Source organism: Cytobacillus gottheilii (genome assembly GCF_001636345.1).
GTDB lineage: Bacteria > Bacillota > Bacilli > Bacillales > Cytobacillaceae > Cytobacillus > Cytobacillus gottheilii.
On the sequence record NZ_KV440945.1, the window covers coordinates 2047767 to 2063376 of the forward strand.

Sequence of the window (15610 nt, forward strand, 5' to 3'; positions counted from 1 at the left end):
TGAGGAGATTTGAAAAAGAATAAATGGAAGCTGTTTTTTTTCGTTTTGTTGGGATTAAATCTTGCATTATTCGTTTTGTTAGCACTTTTAATTTATACACCAACTGAACATCAGGCCTATGAACAAAAAGAATTAAATGAAAGTGGATATGCTCCTTTTTCTATTAGTGCAAACAAGCAGGATTTGAATGGTGTCATAAACCATTACTTAGAAAGTGAAGGTTTGACAGGTGCGTTCGATTATCAGATTTTCCTAAATGATGATGTGGAACTAATCGGTTCACTGCCTGTTTTTACTCAGGAAATACAGATGAAACTTGCGTTTGAGCCTACTGCCCTGGAAAATGGAGATATTGTATTAGAAAAGAAAGAAATGTCTGTCGGTCAGCTGCAGCTTCCAGCATCATATGTGATGAAATTTGTGAAGGATAACTATGATATTCCGGAATGGGTGGAAATTGTACCTAGTGAGGAGCGTATTTATGTCGCTTTAACGGATATGAAGCTAAAAAGTGATGTGAAAGTTAAAGTAAATGAGTTTAATTTAGAGCAAGATGATATTCGTTTTTCTTTGCTTGTACCTGTTCAGTAAGAAGCAGAACGAAAAGAATAGACTGTTATTTTAAGAGGTGGCCAGAAGGTCACCTCTTTTATTATGAGAATTCCGCAGTATAAAATAGAGTCATTAAATGCAGCTTCACATCATTAAGACATCTAATTTAGGGCGGCCTGTAATAGATCCAACGAGAAAAATAGTGTTAATTGTATTTGCCTTAAAGACTATATTTTCGATTGGAAATATATGATTATCACTTCCTGCTACTCTTGCATGCAGATGAACGGTTATGGGAGAGATGCCAAGATATTCGCTTGCTTGCCGGTAGCTGATGCTATGAAACACAACATCCCCATTTTTAACGGCTAGATCAATGGCTGGTGCATCTGTTGATAAATGAATAAATCTAAATGACGCTTCACCATGCGGAACGATTTGATCATCTTCAAATATTGTACCTTTTATAGCTTCTCCAATACCTGATATGGTAATGGTGTATGCCTTGCCCGGCTCTATCTCAATCACTTGGTGCAGCAATCTTTGATTGGAATTGCCTGCTGGATGTAGATCAAGCTGATACGTACCGGAAGGCAAAGCTAAGTAACTGCTTCCATTAGAATAACGAAAGTTTTGTAAAATCTTAGAACCATTTAAGTATATATCTGCTTTTTCTACATCATGTGCAGCATGAAGCAAGCGAACTCTGCTTGGCAGGACATGCAGAGGCTGGAGAGAGTTCGTTCTGGAATGCTTCATCGCTGAATAGATGTGCTGTAAGTATTTTTGGTAATACTTTGTATACTTTTCAATATCTGTGTACTTATAATAGTCAGCTTTTATTCTATAGTGTTCAGCTTTCATAAAATGAGGCTGTGTTGATGTATGATTCTCCAAAATGGTGACCTCCTAACAATGGTTATAAAAGTATGTAATAGCAGATTATGCGAAATGCATTAGGTGAGTGTCTAAAAAACCAAAGAATAAAGGATGACATGATAAACTGTTTGCTTTTTCTGAATTTAGTGATATAATAAAAAAATCAAAAGTGAAAGGGTGATGTGTTATGGCAAGCTTATTTGTAAATCAAACGTTAATTGAATGCACTAGCACAGCCCAAATGGATTTTAATCTGTAAAGTTTATAGAAGAAAGTATGTTTTTTTCTCTTTCGTTTATTAAACCATGGGCTGTGTATGCCTATGGTTTTTATTATTTTATAAACGAAAGCGGAGGAAATAAATTTGACATTAAAAAATTTAGGTTATGACGATCATTTTGAAGGTTTTTTTAAACCATTTGAGAAAGACGGATATGTGGCTGGAAGAGTCACATTAGAACATAAACGATCTTACCGGGTAGTGACAGAAACAAGAGAATTACTTTGTGAAGTATCAGGAAAATTTTCTTTTGAAGCAACCGAAAGAGAAGATTACCCTGCTGTTGGAGACTGGGTTGCCGTGAAAGAAATGAGCGGAGAAAACCGTGGCATCATTCACCGTCTCCTGCCGAGAAAAAGTAAGTTTTCAAGGAAAGCTGCAGGTGTAAGTACGGAAGAACAAATTGTGGCAACAAACGTGGATACTATTTTTTTAGTCAATTCATTAAATGAGGATCTTAATGTAAGAAGAATTGAAAGGTATTTACTATTATCATGGGAAAGCGGAGCAAATCCTGTCATTGTTTTAACTAAATCTGATTTATGCAGTGATCTTGCCTCGAAAATTGCTCAAATTGAATCAGTAGCGCTTGGTGTACCTGTCATTTCAGTTAGTGTTGTGACAGAGGAAGGTCTTGATCAATTGACATCTTATCTGCAGCAGGGAAAGACAGTTGCTTTATTGGGATCATCGGGTGTTGGCAAATCCACTTTAACAAACTTTTTTCTTGGAAATGAAAAGCAAAAAGTGCAGGAGATTAGAGGTACAGATGATAAAGGAAGACATACGACAACACATCGTGAATTAGTTTTACTTCCAAACGGCGGTATTTTAATTGATACCCCTGGAATGAGAGAGCTGCAATTATGGGATAGTGATCATGGAGTTAGTGAGAGCTTTAGCGATATCGAAAAGGCTGCCATGGATTGCAAATTTAGAGATTGTCAGCATGAAAAAGAACCTGGGTGTGCTGTAAAGGCAAAGATAAAGGCTGGAGAGATAGAAAAAGCAAGGTTAAACAGTTATAAAAAATTGCTGAGGGAGCTGGCTTATCTAGACCGAAAACAAGATAAGCGGGCACAGGCAGAACAAAAAAAACTCTGGAAAAGTGTATCAGTTCAATCGAATAAGCGATAAAAGGCAAAAAGCGCAGGATCCTGCGCTTTTTTATATTGTTATTAACTTTTTTTATCAGGTGCCATGTAAGCATTTATGGCTTATAGCATTTCCTTTTTCTCTTTATAAGTAACCATCGCACTAAAAAAGAAGACCGGCGAAGCATATTGGATATGAATGACTTCAATACGAGGATCATTGATAAAATGATTGATTCTGTCGTCCATTTTTGATTCGGTCCAGCCATATAAAGTTTTTACTTTCATCTTTAAACCTCCCTCTAGATTTTTTCCCTGTGTACTTAGCCTTCATCTAGTCTATTTTCTTGCATAATATCTAATTTTTCTTTACTCTTATGTTGAATGCGTTAAACCTCTTCGAATAGGGAATAAGTATGAAGAGAATGTGAAAGAGGTGGACGGAATGGAAAATCAGCGAAGCAATTTAGCTACATTTGCAGGGGGATGCTTCTGGTGCATGGTAAAACCATTTGACGAACAGCCTGGAATTATTGAGGTATTGTCAGGTTATACAGGCGGCACGAAAGAAAATCCAACCTATGAAGAAGTCTGTTCGGAAACAACAGGTCATTATGAAGCTGTTCAAATTAAATTTGATCCAGAGGTATATCCTTACGAAAAGCTTCTTGAATTATACTGGCAGCAAATTGATCCAACGGATGCTGGCGGCCAGTTTTACGACCGTGGTCAATCGTATCAGACAGCTATTTTTTATCATGACGAACAGCAAAAAATGCTGGCAGAACAATCAAAGCACGATCTCGCGGAAAGCGGTAAATTCCAAAAGCCGATCCAAACAAAGATTTTGCCTGCATCTGTCTTTTATCCTGCAGAAGATTATCATCAGCATTTTTACAAAAAGAATCCGACTCGGTATAATGCTTACCAGCAAGGATCTGGTCGAGCGGACTATATTAAAAGACATTGGGGTGAATAAAAATGACCAATCAGAAGGACTTAAAAGAGAAGCTTAGCCCAATGCAATATGATGTAACTCAGAACAATGGAACTGAGCCGCCTTTCCGCAATGAATATTGGGATGAATTCGGAGATGGCATTTATGTAGATATCGTATCAGGTAAACCTCTATTCAGTTCACTTGATAAATATGATGCAGGCTGCGGATGGCCAAGCTTTACAAAACCAATTGAAGACGAAGAAATTCTTGAGAAAAAAGATTTAAGCCATTTTATGGTTAGAACCGAGGTAAGAAGCAAATCAGCTGATTCTCATCTTGGGCATGTCTTTGACGATGGTCCGGGACCCTCAGGTCTTCGTTATTGCATCAACTCAGCTGCATTACGATTTATTCCGAAAGATCAGCTGCAGGAAGAGGGCTATGAAGTTTATCTAAAATTGTTTCAAGAAAAATAAAAGTAAAAGGTGATTATGATGTTTAAAAAATTATTCGGTAAGAAAGAAGAAGTAAAATCTGTAGACATTTTGGCACCCCTTTCTGGTGCAGCTGTTTCTTTAGAAACTGTACCTGATCCTGTGTTCGCAGAGAAAATGATGGGTGATGGTATTGCTATCGAACCAACTGAAGGTGTTGTTGTTTCTCCTGTAAAAGGAGAGGTACTTCAAGTGTTCCCTACAAAGCATGCGATTGGGCTTAAAGCTGAAAATGGAGCAGAAATCTTGATTCATATCGGTTTAGAGACTGTTTCTATGAATGGAGAGGGCTTTGAAGCACATGTTTCAGAAGGCTCAAAGGTAGAAGTTGGAGATCAGCTTGTAACTTTCGATATGAACCTGGTAAAAGAAAAAGCTAAAAGCACGATCACTCCAGTTATTATTACAAATACTGACCAAGTTTCACTGGAAAAACAGTTAGCATCTTCTGTTCAGCGAGCATCGAATGTCGTCATGACAGTAACAATGAAGTAATTGAGACATATATACGTTCTCTTTTTAACAAAAGCCTAAAAGCAAATTGCTTTTAGGCTTTTGTTTATCATAGGAATCGAATGACTAATCCGTAATGATTGATGATATGGCTACAGTGTGATGATCTGTTGTGTTGTTAATCGATTTTTCACCTTTTGATACAAAAACAACTGTATGTTTCTTATTTTCTAAGCCGCTGGCAATATATAAATATCTTTCTCTTTCAAATGGCCACCAAGTTGAAATTTCGGTAATCCAATTGCCATTCAGATAAACATCTGCTTTTCCTCCTATTTCACTGCGCAACGCGCGTATACCGAGCATTGTGCCTGTAAAGGAATATTCCAGTGTATCCCCTTTTGATTCGCTAACCCAATAATTCTTTTCCTTTGTAAATCCACTTGACATATGCACATCATGTATTTCCTTTAAGCTGATATCCGCATTAGGAAAAATAGGTTCTGCCAAGTAAGCAATACTTTCCTGTTTAGAAGTAAGTTCCTGTAGTGTTTCTAATACGGCAGCGCTATACAGCTCATATCCTTGGTCATTAGGATGGACCAGATCAGTGGTCAGTTGATCTGCAGGGTATTCAGATTTTGAAAAAGGAAGGCGCATATCTATATTTTTAGCATGATAATGATAGGTAATTTCTTTAATACTATCGGCAAATTCATCTTCCGTCAAAGAGCTTTCTGTAAACGTAATAATTTCACTGTTAGGGTAGGTCTGTTTCGCTTTTCTTATTAATGCCTCATATGTGTGAGCAAATTGAGTGACATCCATATATTTACGATCATTTTCACCAAAGACGATAAAAATTAGATCAATATGTTCAAGCTGCTTTGCGTTTTGGAGTTTGTATAAGCCCTCGAAGGCGGTAGCGCCACTTTGGACAAGCAGATGTCTTTCCGTTTTCACCCTGTATTCTGCAAACAGTGCAGCTTCCATTTTTCTGAACCAGGTTTTAGATTTATGTGAGGCACCAGAGCCTCTGCCTATGCTGTCTCCTATGATTAAATAGCTGATTTCTTCTCTTTTGGCGAGTTTTTCGTAAAGATTTGCTGATTCAGCCACACCTTTAGAAGAAGAAAAATAATTAATTATAAACGTTATTCCAGTAACTGCAGCAATAATAAAAACGAAAATTCTGATTTTTTTCTTTAGCATATAAGTTTTCCCTCGCATTTATGTACTAATCTTATCGTAACGTAAATGTAACATAAATGAAAGATAAAGAAACAATTGGAAATTTTAGAATATGGGCGAATGCACACTCAGGTCAAGCACCTATTACATAAGTTAATATTGAAAATGCCTAATACAAATGAGGAGTGGATATTGATGAACTACGGATATAACTACGGATGCGGAGACCCTTGCTACACACCTGGATACAGCTACCCAGTTGCTGGTGCATATACTGGTCATACAGGCGGATTTCAAGGTTTCGCATTAATCGTTGTGTTATTTATCTTGTTGATTATTATCGGCGCAAGCTGCTACGGAAAATAAAAAATGTATGACTCAAAGAAACTGCCTGTTACAGGCAGTTTTTTTGTATGAAAGAAACCGTCGTTAAGATCATATAATTGAAAGAATTGACAAGAATGAGGTGGGAACAGTGGATCCTTCTTATTTAATTAAACCACTGCTTGATGAAACATATCCGGTTATTGATTATGGCAAAGGAGTCTACTTATATGACATGGACGGAAATGACTATTTAGATGGAAGCTCTGGAGCGATAACATCCAATATTGGTCATGGTGCAAAAGAGATTATCCAGGCAGCGGCGCAACAGGCTGAAAAGGTCTCTTTTGTATATCGCTCTCAATTTACAAGTGAAGCTGCTGAAAAGCTGGCATTAAAATTGGCTGAATTGGCAAAAGGTGAATTGAACTGGAGTTTTTTTGTTAACAGCGGATCTGAAGCAACTGAAACAGCTATGAAAATTGCCATTCAATATTGGCAGGAACAAGGTGTTTTTACAAAAACAAAAATTCTTTCACGATGGATCAGCTATCATGGAATTACGCTTGGTGCCTTATCCATGTCAGGACATAAAGGACGACGAGCACGATTTATGCCTCTTCTCGAAGATTGCCCTGTATTGCCGCCTCCTTATTGCTACCGATGCCCTTATGATGAAATCGAGGGCAGCTGCCAGTATAGCTGTGCACATGAGCTTGATCTTTTAATTAAAAGGATTGGACCAGAACATATAGCAGCTTTTATTGCCGAACCGATCGTTGGAGCTGCCGGAGCAGCCCTGACACCTCCAAAGGACTATTACAAGATTATAAAAGAAATCTGTAAAAAGCATGGCGTTCTTTTTATTGCGGATGAAGTTATGACCGGTTTTGGCAGAACGGGAAAAATGTTTGCGGCTGAGCATTGGGACGCAGCTCCAGATATTGTTGCATTAGGAAAAGGGATGGGAGCAGGTTATACGGCGATCGCAGCTGCTTTAGTCAGTGATTCTGTGATGGAACCAATTCTAAAAGGCAGCAAAAGCATTATGAGTGGACACACCCTTAGTGCAAATCCGCAAAGCTGTGCCGTGTCTTTAGCTGTTTTGGATTATTTAGAGAAGAATGATCTTGTAAAGCAGGCAGAAAAAAAAGGCGTTTATTTAATGAATCTTCTTCGGAAACTGCAAATCTCCTTTCCTTTTATAGGTGATATTCGCGGGAAAGGATTAATGATTGGTCTTGAATTTGTGCAAGATCCAATCAAAAAGTCTGTATTCCCGCGTGAAATGCTATTTACGCAGCGTCTCATTTCAACTGCTCAGAAGAATGGTTTGCTTCTTTATCCAGCTGGTGCTGGTGAAGATGGAATTCATGGCGATGCTATTATAATTGCTCCCCCTTTAACAATTACTGAACCCGAAATGGATGATTTAGGGAAACGACTTGAGAAAACGTTTCAAATGATGATGACTGATAGCAGTTCTACAAAGGAGGAAGGTGCATAAATTTGGTTAAACCTTTTAACAAGAAAACATCGTTCGATAAAATAAAGCATCTATTTACAAATGAAATGACGATTATGTATGGCGGTTTTGGAGGAATTGGGACACCTCCTGGACTAATTGATGTGATTTTGGACAGCGGGGCAGAAAATTTGCATTTAATAGGAAATGACACGGGATTCCCAGACATTGGAATTGGCAAAATTGTTTGTGCCGGAAGAGCAAAATCGATTATTACTTCACATATTGGCTCAAATCCTGTTGCTGGACAATTGATGACAGAAGGTAAGCTGGATATTGAGTTTTCACCGCAAGGTATTTTAGCAGAAAGAATTCGGGCAGGCGGAGTGGGAATACCCGCCATCCTTTCTGATATTGGAACGGAAAACTCCTTTATAGCAAATCATAAACCAAAAGTTAAGCTGGAGAACACAGAGTATCTAATTGAAACGGCTTTAACCGCTGATATCTCCATTGTTTATGCAAAACAGGCAGATCCATATGGAAATTTAATTTATGACAAGAGTGCACGAAATACAAACCCGCTTGTTGCCATGGCAGGGGAAATCACGATTGCTGAAGTAGAGGAAATTGTTCCTGTGGGCAAACTTCATCCTGATCAAATTGTGACTCCAGGTGTTTTTGTGGATTATATCGTTGTATCTGAGGGGGTGAACTGGAAATGGGTTTGGGAATAGATCACCGCAATAAAATGGCGAAAAGAGCCGCTGCTGAAATTACAAATGGGATGATTGTCAATCTAGGGATCGGAATTCCTTCTCTTGTGCCGAATCATCTTCCAGATGAAATCCAAGTCATTTTTCATGCGGAAAATGGTATAACCGGGATAGGTCCAAGCCCAGAAATAGGGACGGAGGATGCTAATTTATGTAATGCAGGCGGTTTGCCTGTCACCTTAAAAGAGGGCGGATCCTATTGCGACAGTACGATTGCTTTTGGAATGATCAGACGGGGATTATTGGATATGACCATTTTAGGTGCATTACAAGTAAATGAAGAAGGAGACTTGGCGAATTGGATTGTGCCAGGTAAAAAGGTTCCAGGCATGGGTGGTGCAATTGAACTTGCGCAAAAGTCTAAAAAGGTTGTTGTCTTAATGAATCACACCGATAAAAACGGAAAATCAAAAATTGCAGCAAAGTGCTCTTTGCCGCTCACTTCCCCTAAATGTGTCAACTTAATCATTACGGATCTGGCGGTTATTGAAGTAACAGAGCAAGGTCTGCTGCTGAAGGAAGTATTTTCGCCTTACAGTATTGAAGATGTAATTCATTCCACCGATTGCCAGTTAACTATCGCAGAAAATGTAATATGGCATGAAGAGTGAATGCTTTTGCAGAAAGGAGGCAGGAAAGTGAATACAACGGTAAAAATTAAGCAATGGCTGCATAAGAATGAACATCGAGGAATCAAGCTGCTGCAGCAGCTTGTACAAGAAAATAGTGTAAGAGAAAATGAAAGCAGTGCCCAGGCAGTCATTATTGAAAAATGCAGAAAGCTGGGTCTTGAACTTGATATCTGGGAAATTGGCAGTGATGAGCTTAAAGAGCATCAGGCATTTTATTGTGACCGTAAAGATTTTTCTGGCACCCCAAATGTCGTAGCCGTAAAAAAGGGAAGCGGAGGCGGTAAGTCGATTATTCTAAATGGTCATATTGATGTTGTGCCTGAAGGCAATGAAAAAGATTGGATCCATCATCCATATAGTGCTGTGGTCGAAAATGGGAAGCTATATGGTAGAGGCTCAACTGATATGAAGGGCGGTACGGTCGCTTTATTATTAGCTATGGAAGCGATTTCATCAGTGGGTATTCAATTAAAAGGAGATATTATTTTTCAAAGTGTCATAGAAGAAGAGAGCGGCGGAGCTGGCACATTGGCAGCTATTTTAAGAGGTTACAAGGCGGACGGGGCGATCATTCCGGAACCTACCAATATGAAAATATTTCCTAAACAGCAAGGCTCCATGTGGTTCAGAATTACGGTGAAAGGAAAATCAGCACATGGCGGCACACGCTATGAAGGAGTTAATGCGATAGAAAAGAGTATTCTGGTTATGAATGCTTTAAACAGATTGGAAAAAGTGAGGAATGATCAGATTACCGATCCTCTATATAAAAATATTCCGATCCCCATTCCGATTAATATTGGAAAAATAACAAGCGGGCAATGGCCCTCCTCTGTTCCTGATTTGGCCTGGATTGAAGGAAGAATTGGAGTTGCACCGCATGAAAAAATGGAAGACGCTGCAGTTCAGCTTGAAACCTGTCTGAAAGAACTGGCAAATGTTGATCCGTGGTTTGAAGAGTTTCCGGCAGAAGTAGAATGGTTTGGAGCCAGATGGCAGCCGGGCAATTTAGAAACAAATCATGAATTAATTCAAACAGTAGCAAAAGCTTATAAGAAAGTAAAAGGAATTGAGCCAGTGATTGAAGCATCTCCATGGGGGACGGATGGAGGTCTGCTCGCTAATGTCGGAAATACACCAGTTGTTGTCATTGGACCGGGTGTGACAGCCGCAGCACATGATGTAAACGAATATATCGAATTAAAAGAGGTATTTACGGCTGCTGAAGTTATTGCTGAAGCAATCATGAATTGGTGCGAAATATGTGATGAACAGGGGGATTGAGGATGTCAGATATCTATTTGAAAACAGCTATTCCGGGGCCGAGGGCAAAAAAGCTGCTTGAAGCAAAGAAACAGCATGTACCCAGAGGTCCGTTTAATACAGTAGAAACCTTCGCAGCAAAAGGAAACGGAGCACTGTTAACAGATGTTGATGGCAATACGTTTCTTGATTTTGCCGGTGCCATCGGTTCATTAAATACAGGTCATTGTCCACAGCGAGTAGTTGATGCTTTAAAAAAACAAATCGATTTATATCTGCATCCAAGCTTTCATGTCATGATGTATGAACCTTATATAAAGCTTGCTGAAAAACTCAATGAAATAACGCCAGGATCACATCATAAAAAGACCTTTTTCTTAAGCACAGGTGCCGAAGCGGTGGAAAATGCGATTAAAATTGCAAGAAAATATACCGGAAGAAAAGGGATTATCTCCTTCGAGCGCGGCTTTCATGGCCGCACATACATGTCCATGTCACTGACAAGCAAGGTGAAGCCATATAAATATGAGTTTGGGCCCTTTGTTCCAGAAACCTATAAATGGCCATATCCATACTATTACCGAAATGAACATAGTGATCAAAAAGGCTTGGATGATATGCTTCTCGCTCAATTTCATGATTTTTTCCTAAATGAAGCCTCTCCAGAAGAGATCGCTGCGGTCATTATGGAACCTGTACAAGGAGAAGGCGGCTTTGTTATTCCATCATTGTATTTTGTACAGCAGGTGAAAAAAATCTGTGAAAAACATGGGATTTTGTTTATTGCCGATGAGGTGCAAACAGGATTTGGACGGACAGGGAAAATGTTTGCAATCGAACATTTTGACGTTGTTCCTGATTTAGTAACGATGTCAAAATCAATTGCAGCCGGTTTACCGATTAGTGCCGTAACAGGCAGAGCCGAAATAATGGATGCCCCAGGCGTAGGAGAGATTGGGGGAACGTATGGCGGAAGTCCGCTTGGCTGTGTCGCAGCGTTAGAGGTTATTAACATGATCGAAGAAGATGGCTTGCTCGCACGCGCGGATCATATCGGAAGCCTTTTTGCTGAAAAATTCTCAAGACTTCCTTTACAATATAATAGGGTAGGCGAAATTAGAGCTTTAGGAGCAATGTGTGCCATTGAATTTGTTAAAGAATCAGTTTCAAAGGAGCCGGACAAAGAGCTTGTTCAGCGCATTACAGCACTGGCACAAAGCAGAGGTTTAATTATCATGAGTGCTGGTTTATATGGCAACATTGTCCGCCTGCTAACTCCTTTAGTTGTGAGTGATGAACAGCTGGAGGAAGGCTTCTCAATTTTAGAAGACGTTATAAAGGAATGCTGTCAGACAGGAGGATAAAAGATGAAGCAACATTTATGGATTAACGGGAAAAACGTTGAAACTAATACTTATTCTACATTAAAAAGTCCTTACAGCGGCAGGGTGATTACAGAAGTAGCTTCTGCAGCAGCAGAGGATGTAAACCTGGCAATTGAAGCAGCAGAGGAAGCTGCTTCTGCACTTAGAGAGATGCCCGCACATAAAAGGGCTGATATACTTGAAAAAGTGGCAAGTTTCCTTGAAAGAGATCGGGAGGATTGTGCTAAGATCATTGCAAATGAAGCAGCTAAGCCAATAAAAACAGCACGCGGTGAAGTAGATCGCACCATTATGACCTATAAATTTGCTTCTCAGGAAGCCAGAAGAATTTATGGAGAAACCATTCCGATGGATGCAGCGCCTGGCGGAGAAAATCGTATTGCGTATACGATGAGAGAACCACTTGGAATCATCGGGGCTATTACACCATTTAATTTCCCAATGAATCTAGTCGCTCATAAAATTGGGCCAGCTATTGCAGCAGGCAACACGGTTGTCCTTAAGCCTGCATCGCAAACTCCCCTTTCAGCCTATCGCATTGCCCAATATTTTCATGAAGCAGGCTTGCCGTCAGGTGCACTAAATGTAGTTTCAGGCAGCGGCAAAACCATCGGTGATCTTTTGGTCACAGATGAACGCCTCTCTATGATTACTTTTACAGGCAGTCCAGGCGTAGGACGGTCTTTAAGAGAAAAAGCCGGACTGAAAAAGGTGACACTCGAATTAGGCTCCAATTCTGCGGTAATTGTCGATGAAGGAACAGATCCAAAGAAAGCGGCAGAGCGTATCGCAGCTGGTGCATTTGTATTTGGAGGCCAAGTGTGCATTTCGGTACAGCGCATCTTTGTACATGAAACCCTGGCGGAAAGCTTCTCAGAATCATTTTTACAGGCAGCCAAAAACTTAGTTACTGGTGATCCTTTAAATGAAGAAACCGACCTTTCAGCCTTAATCTCAGAGGATGACACGAATCGTGCAGTAGAATGGATTAATAGTGCTGTAAGCCGCGGAGCACAGCTGGCTTTGGGAGGAAACACAGAGAATGGTATTCTTCAGCCTACTGTTCTCCTAAATGTGCACGAAGAGGAGAAGGTTTCTTGTGAGGAAGTGTTTGCCCCAGTTGTTCACATCAATACATTTTCACAGTTAGAGGATGCCATTACCATGGTGAACACATCGAAATATGGCTTACAAGCCGGCATCTTCACTCAAAATATTCAGCATGCAATGCAAGCAGCGAAAAAATTAGAGGTTGGAGGGGTTATGATTAATGACTTTCCAACCTTCCGTGTAGACCATATGCCTTACGGCGGTGTTAAGGAAAGCGGCACCGGCAGAGAGGGAATTAAGTATGCGATTGAAGAGATGACTGAGCTGAAGCTTATTACCATTAAGCTTGATTGATAGAAGCAGTATTCAGGACCCGGTTTTCCGGGTCTTTCTTTTCATATACTTAAACTAAATGATGATTGGATGGTGAGGATGTGGGCAAAACAGTCGAATTCGAAAAAGATGCTTGTAAGCTTATCATATATATGGACCCTTTTAATAAAAGAATTCGTGTTGATAAACTGATAGGAAGTCTTTTAGAATCTATAAAGTATGCAGAAGAGATTGCCCGGGAGAATCAGGCAGAAAAATTAATTGTCAAAGGGAAGCTTCAGGATTTACCCATTTTTCAGGAGCAGGGTTTTTCTTTAGAAGCTAAGATTGATCAGTTTTTTAGGGGAACCGATATGTACTTTTTCTGTAAATATTATTCTAGCGAACGCAGAAACAGTGAGCACTGGCTAGAAGAGGATGATGTATTACAGTCTGTGCAGGATAAAGAAGTTTCTGAGAAGACTGCTATTATGCTGCCGAAACCATATAGATTAAAAGAGCTTTCTGCCGAAGACGTGCAAGCTATGGCATTGCTCTATCAAACTGTATTTGAAATCTATCCAGTTCCGCTCCACGATCCAGTTTATATTCGTAAAACAATGGAAGAAGGAACCGTGTATTATGGAGTTTATTTTGAAAAAGACCTAGTGAGTGCTGCTGCAGCCGAAATTGACTGGGAGCATGGCAATGCAGAGCTGACAGATTGTGCGACACTTCCTCAGCATAGAAAGCATCAATTAATGAAAATTCTTCTTGTGCAGCTTGAAGAAGTTTTAAAGAAGCATAACTTTTATTGTGCTTACTCCATCGCAAGATCTTTATCATTTGGCATGAATGCTTCCCTTCATTCACTCGGATATAAATATCGCGGCCGTTTAACTAAAAATTGTTTTATTTTTAATAAGCTTGAGGATATGAATGTGTGGGTGAAAGATTTATCTGCTCATTAAGGCTGCTGAAAAACGGGCACTATATGCCGAGTTTTTGGCAGATGCAAAGGGAGAGGGTGGTGTGCATGAATCAGCAGATTTCAAGAGAGGTGTTAGATGCGATTTTAAAAGGGATTGACGAAGCAATTCATGTAGTCGATCTGACTGGCACCACGATTTATTATAATGATGTAGCGAGTAATCACGACGGGCTGAAAGCGAATGAAGTGGTTGGAAAGCAGCTACTTCAAGCATTTCCATCACTAAACAGCCAGTCAAGTACATTGCTGCGGGTGATTCATACAAGTAAGCCGATTTTAAACGAAACACAAGTTTATGTGAATATCCATGGAAAGAAAATTGAAACGGTCAATTCAACCTATCCGCTATATGTAGATGGCGAACTAGTTGGTGCTGTTGAGATCGCGAAGGATTACACAAGATTAAAAGCCATCTCAGAAAAATTACTGCATTTACAGAGCTTTATGTTTACACCACAGCAAAAACGAAAAAAAGCAACACAGCATATATATACATTTGATAACTTACTAACACTTAATAAAGAGTTAATGGAAATTAAGGAGCATGCTAAAAAACTGGCAAGTTCTCCATCACCGATTCTTGTTTTTGGGGAAAGCGGAACGGGCAAGGAATTATTTGTACAAGCAATTCACCAAGCCTCGACTGCTACAAAAGGTCCGTTTATAACACAAAATTGTGCAGCCATTCCTGAAACCCTATTGGAAAGCATCCTATTTGGCACAACGAAAGGAAGCTATACCGGTGCACTTGACCGTCCAGGATTGTTTGAACTTGCTGATGAAGGGACTTTGTTTTTAGACGAAATCCATGCAATGCCACCTGAGCTCCAGGCAAAGCTGCTGCGAATTCTAGAAGATGGTGAACTTCGGCGCGTTGGCTCGGTAAAAAGCAAAACTGTGAATGTACGCGTGATTGCTGCCATGAACATTCATCCAAAAGAAGCGATTGAAAAAAAGCTGATGCGAGCAGATTTATTTTATCGGCTGAATGTATTAACATTTGAACTCCCGCCCTTAAGAAACAGAAAAGAAGATATTCTGTATTTATCCAATTACTTTATCGGACAATATAATAATTTGTTAGGCAAGCAAGTGCAAGGTCTGTCAAAACAAGCTGAATATATATTCTTAGACCATTCCTGGCCAGGCAATGTCCGAGAACTAAAACACACGCTCGAATATATGATGAATTTATGTGAAGAACAGATGCTGACAGAGGCCAATCTCCCCATTATGCTTAAATACAAAAAAGCGGATGCGGCGATGGGCTCCGCGCCATTAAAGGAGAAGATGATGAAATTTGAACAGGAGCTAATACAACAAGCACTAGAAGACTCAGAAGGAAATATCAAAAAGGCAGCACAATTCCTGCAAATCCCCCGCCAAACCTTACAATACAAAATTCAAAAATACAATATTAGTACTGCCGAAAATTCGGCAAATCATTAAAGAATAGAACTCCTCCTCATTCGGATATTCAGAGAATAGAAGTGCAGCTAAGCTTAATGGTCGGCTAACAGGCTCGCCAG

The 15610-nt window shown here is 39.7% G+C and carries 17 protein-coding genes; 14 read left to right on the forward strand and 3 right to left on the reverse strand.

Annotation, left to right across the window (positions count from 1 at the left end; all coding sequences use genetic code 11):
* The first annotated feature begins 9 nt into the window (after window positions 1–9).
* The gene (locus A6754_RS09900; protein WP_066444507.1) at window positions 10–591 is read left to right on the forward strand and encodes a YpmS family protein; all 582 of its coding nucleotides are present in this window, start codon (window positions 10–12) and stop codon (window positions 589–591) included.
* Between the two features lie 105 nt (window positions 592–696).
* On the opposite strand, the gene A6754_RS09905 is transcribed toward A6754_RS09900, so the two are convergent.
* Entirely contained in the window at window positions 697–1449 is a 753-nt protein-coding gene (locus tag A6754_RS09905) for a DUF4397 domain-containing protein (RefSeq protein ID WP_066444509.1), read from the reverse strand.
* Window positions 1450–1795: 346 nt separating this feature from the next.
* On the opposite strand from A6754_RS09905, the gene rsgA reads away from it, so the two are divergent.
* On the forward strand, window positions 1796–2848 hold the full coding sequence (rsgA, locus tag A6754_RS09910; protein WP_066444512.1) for a ribosome small subunit-dependent GTPase A: 1053 nt from the start codon (window positions 1796–1798) through the stop codon (window positions 2846–2848).
* Between the two features lie 80 nt (window positions 2849–2928).
* On the opposite strand, the gene A6754_RS22950 is transcribed toward rsgA, so the two are convergent.
* Window positions 2929–3093: a hypothetical protein gene (locus A6754_RS22950; RefSeq protein WP_180320207.1), complete on the reverse strand. Its 165-nt coding sequence runs from the start codon at window positions 3091–3093 to the stop codon at window positions 2929–2931.
* Window positions 3094–3250: 157 nt separating this feature from the next.
* On the opposite strand from A6754_RS22950, the gene msrA reads away from it, so the two are divergent.
* Genes msrA through A6754_RS09925 form a run of 3 tightly spaced genes read left to right on the forward strand, consistent with a single transcriptional unit; the run spans window position 3251 to window position 4734 of the window.
* Window positions 3251–3784 carry a peptide-methionine (S)-S-oxide reductase MsrA gene (gene msrA / locus A6754_RS09915; RefSeq protein ID WP_066444513.1) on the forward strand — a complete coding sequence of 178 codons (534 nt, stop codon included), beginning with the start codon at window positions 3251–3253 and terminating at the stop codon, window positions 3782–3784.
* Window positions 3785–3786: 2 nt separating this feature from the next.
* Entirely contained in the window at window positions 3787–4221 is a 435-nt protein-coding gene (gene msrB, locus A6754_RS09920) for a peptide-methionine (R)-S-oxide reductase MsrB (RefSeq protein ID WP_066444518.1), read from the forward strand.
* Window positions 4222–4239: 18 nt separating this feature from the next.
* Window positions 4240–4734, forward strand: coding sequence for a PTS sugar transporter subunit IIA (locus A6754_RS09925; protein ID WP_066444521.1), 495 nt, complete (start codon window positions 4240–4242; stop codon window positions 4732–4734).
* Window positions 4735–4818: 84 nt separating this feature from the next.
* On the opposite strand, the gene A6754_RS09930 is transcribed toward A6754_RS09925, so the two are convergent.
* Window positions 4819–5904, reverse strand: coding sequence for an SGNH/GDSL hydrolase family protein (locus A6754_RS09930; protein WP_066444524.1), 1086 nt, complete (start codon window positions 5902–5904; stop codon window positions 4819–4821).
* Between the two features lie 174 nt (window positions 5905–6078).
* Here A6754_RS09930 and A6754_RS09935 point away from each other — a divergent pair, with 174 nt between their 5' ends.
* The 9 genes from A6754_RS09935 (at window position 6079) to A6754_RS09975 (ending at window position 15530) form a co-directional block, all read left to right on the forward strand.
* Window positions 6079–6249: a YjcZ family sporulation protein gene (locus A6754_RS09935; RefSeq protein ID WP_066444527.1), complete on the forward strand. Its 171-nt coding sequence runs from the start codon at window positions 6079–6081 to the stop codon at window positions 6247–6249.
* 109 nt (window positions 6250–6358) lie between these two features.
* On the forward strand, window positions 6359–7714 hold the full coding sequence (locus A6754_RS09940) for an aspartate aminotransferase family protein (protein ID WP_066444530.1): 1356 nt from the start codon (window positions 6359–6361) through the stop codon (window positions 7712–7714).
* A gap of 2 nt (window positions 7715–7716) precedes the next feature.
* The gene (locus A6754_RS09945; protein WP_066444539.1) at window positions 7717–8409 is read left to right on the forward strand and encodes a CoA transferase subunit A; all 693 of its coding nucleotides are present in this window, start codon (window positions 7717–7719) and stop codon (window positions 8407–8409) included.
* The gene (locus A6754_RS09950; RefSeq protein ID WP_066444540.1) at window positions 8394–9059 is read left to right on the forward strand and encodes a 3-oxoacid CoA-transferase subunit B; all 666 of its coding nucleotides are present in this window, start codon (window positions 8394–8396) and stop codon (window positions 9057–9059) included. Before A6754_RS09945 ends, A6754_RS09950 begins: the two co-directional genes overlap by 16 nt.
* A 27-nt stretch (window positions 9060–9086) precedes the next feature.
* Entirely contained in the window at window positions 9087–10364 is a 1278-nt protein-coding gene (locus A6754_RS09955; RefSeq protein ID WP_066444541.1) for a peptidase, read from the forward strand.
* A gap of 2 nt (window positions 10365–10366) precedes the next feature.
* The gene (gene gabT, locus A6754_RS09960) at window positions 10367–11707 is read left to right on the forward strand and encodes a 4-aminobutyrate--2-oxoglutarate transaminase (RefSeq protein ID WP_066444543.1); all 1341 of its coding nucleotides are present in this window, start codon (window positions 10367–10369) and stop codon (window positions 11705–11707) included.
* Between the two features lie 3 nt (window positions 11708–11710).
* Window positions 11711–13132, forward strand: a complete 1422-nt coding sequence (locus A6754_RS09965) for an aldehyde dehydrogenase family protein (protein WP_066444546.1) — start codon at window positions 11711–11713, stop codon at window positions 13130–13132.
* Window positions 13133–13263: 131 nt separating this feature from the next.
* Entirely contained in the window at window positions 13264–14061 is a 798-nt protein-coding gene (gene ablB / locus A6754_RS09970) for a putative beta-lysine N-acetyltransferase (RefSeq protein WP_156495859.1), read from the forward strand.
* Between the two features lie 65 nt (window positions 14062–14126).
* Window positions 14127–15530 carry a sigma-54 interaction domain-containing protein gene (locus A6754_RS09975; RefSeq protein WP_066444554.1) on the forward strand — a complete coding sequence of 468 codons (1404 nt, stop codon included), beginning with the start codon at window positions 14127–14129 and terminating at the stop codon, window positions 15528–15530.
* Window positions 15531–15610: the final 80 nt, after the last annotated feature.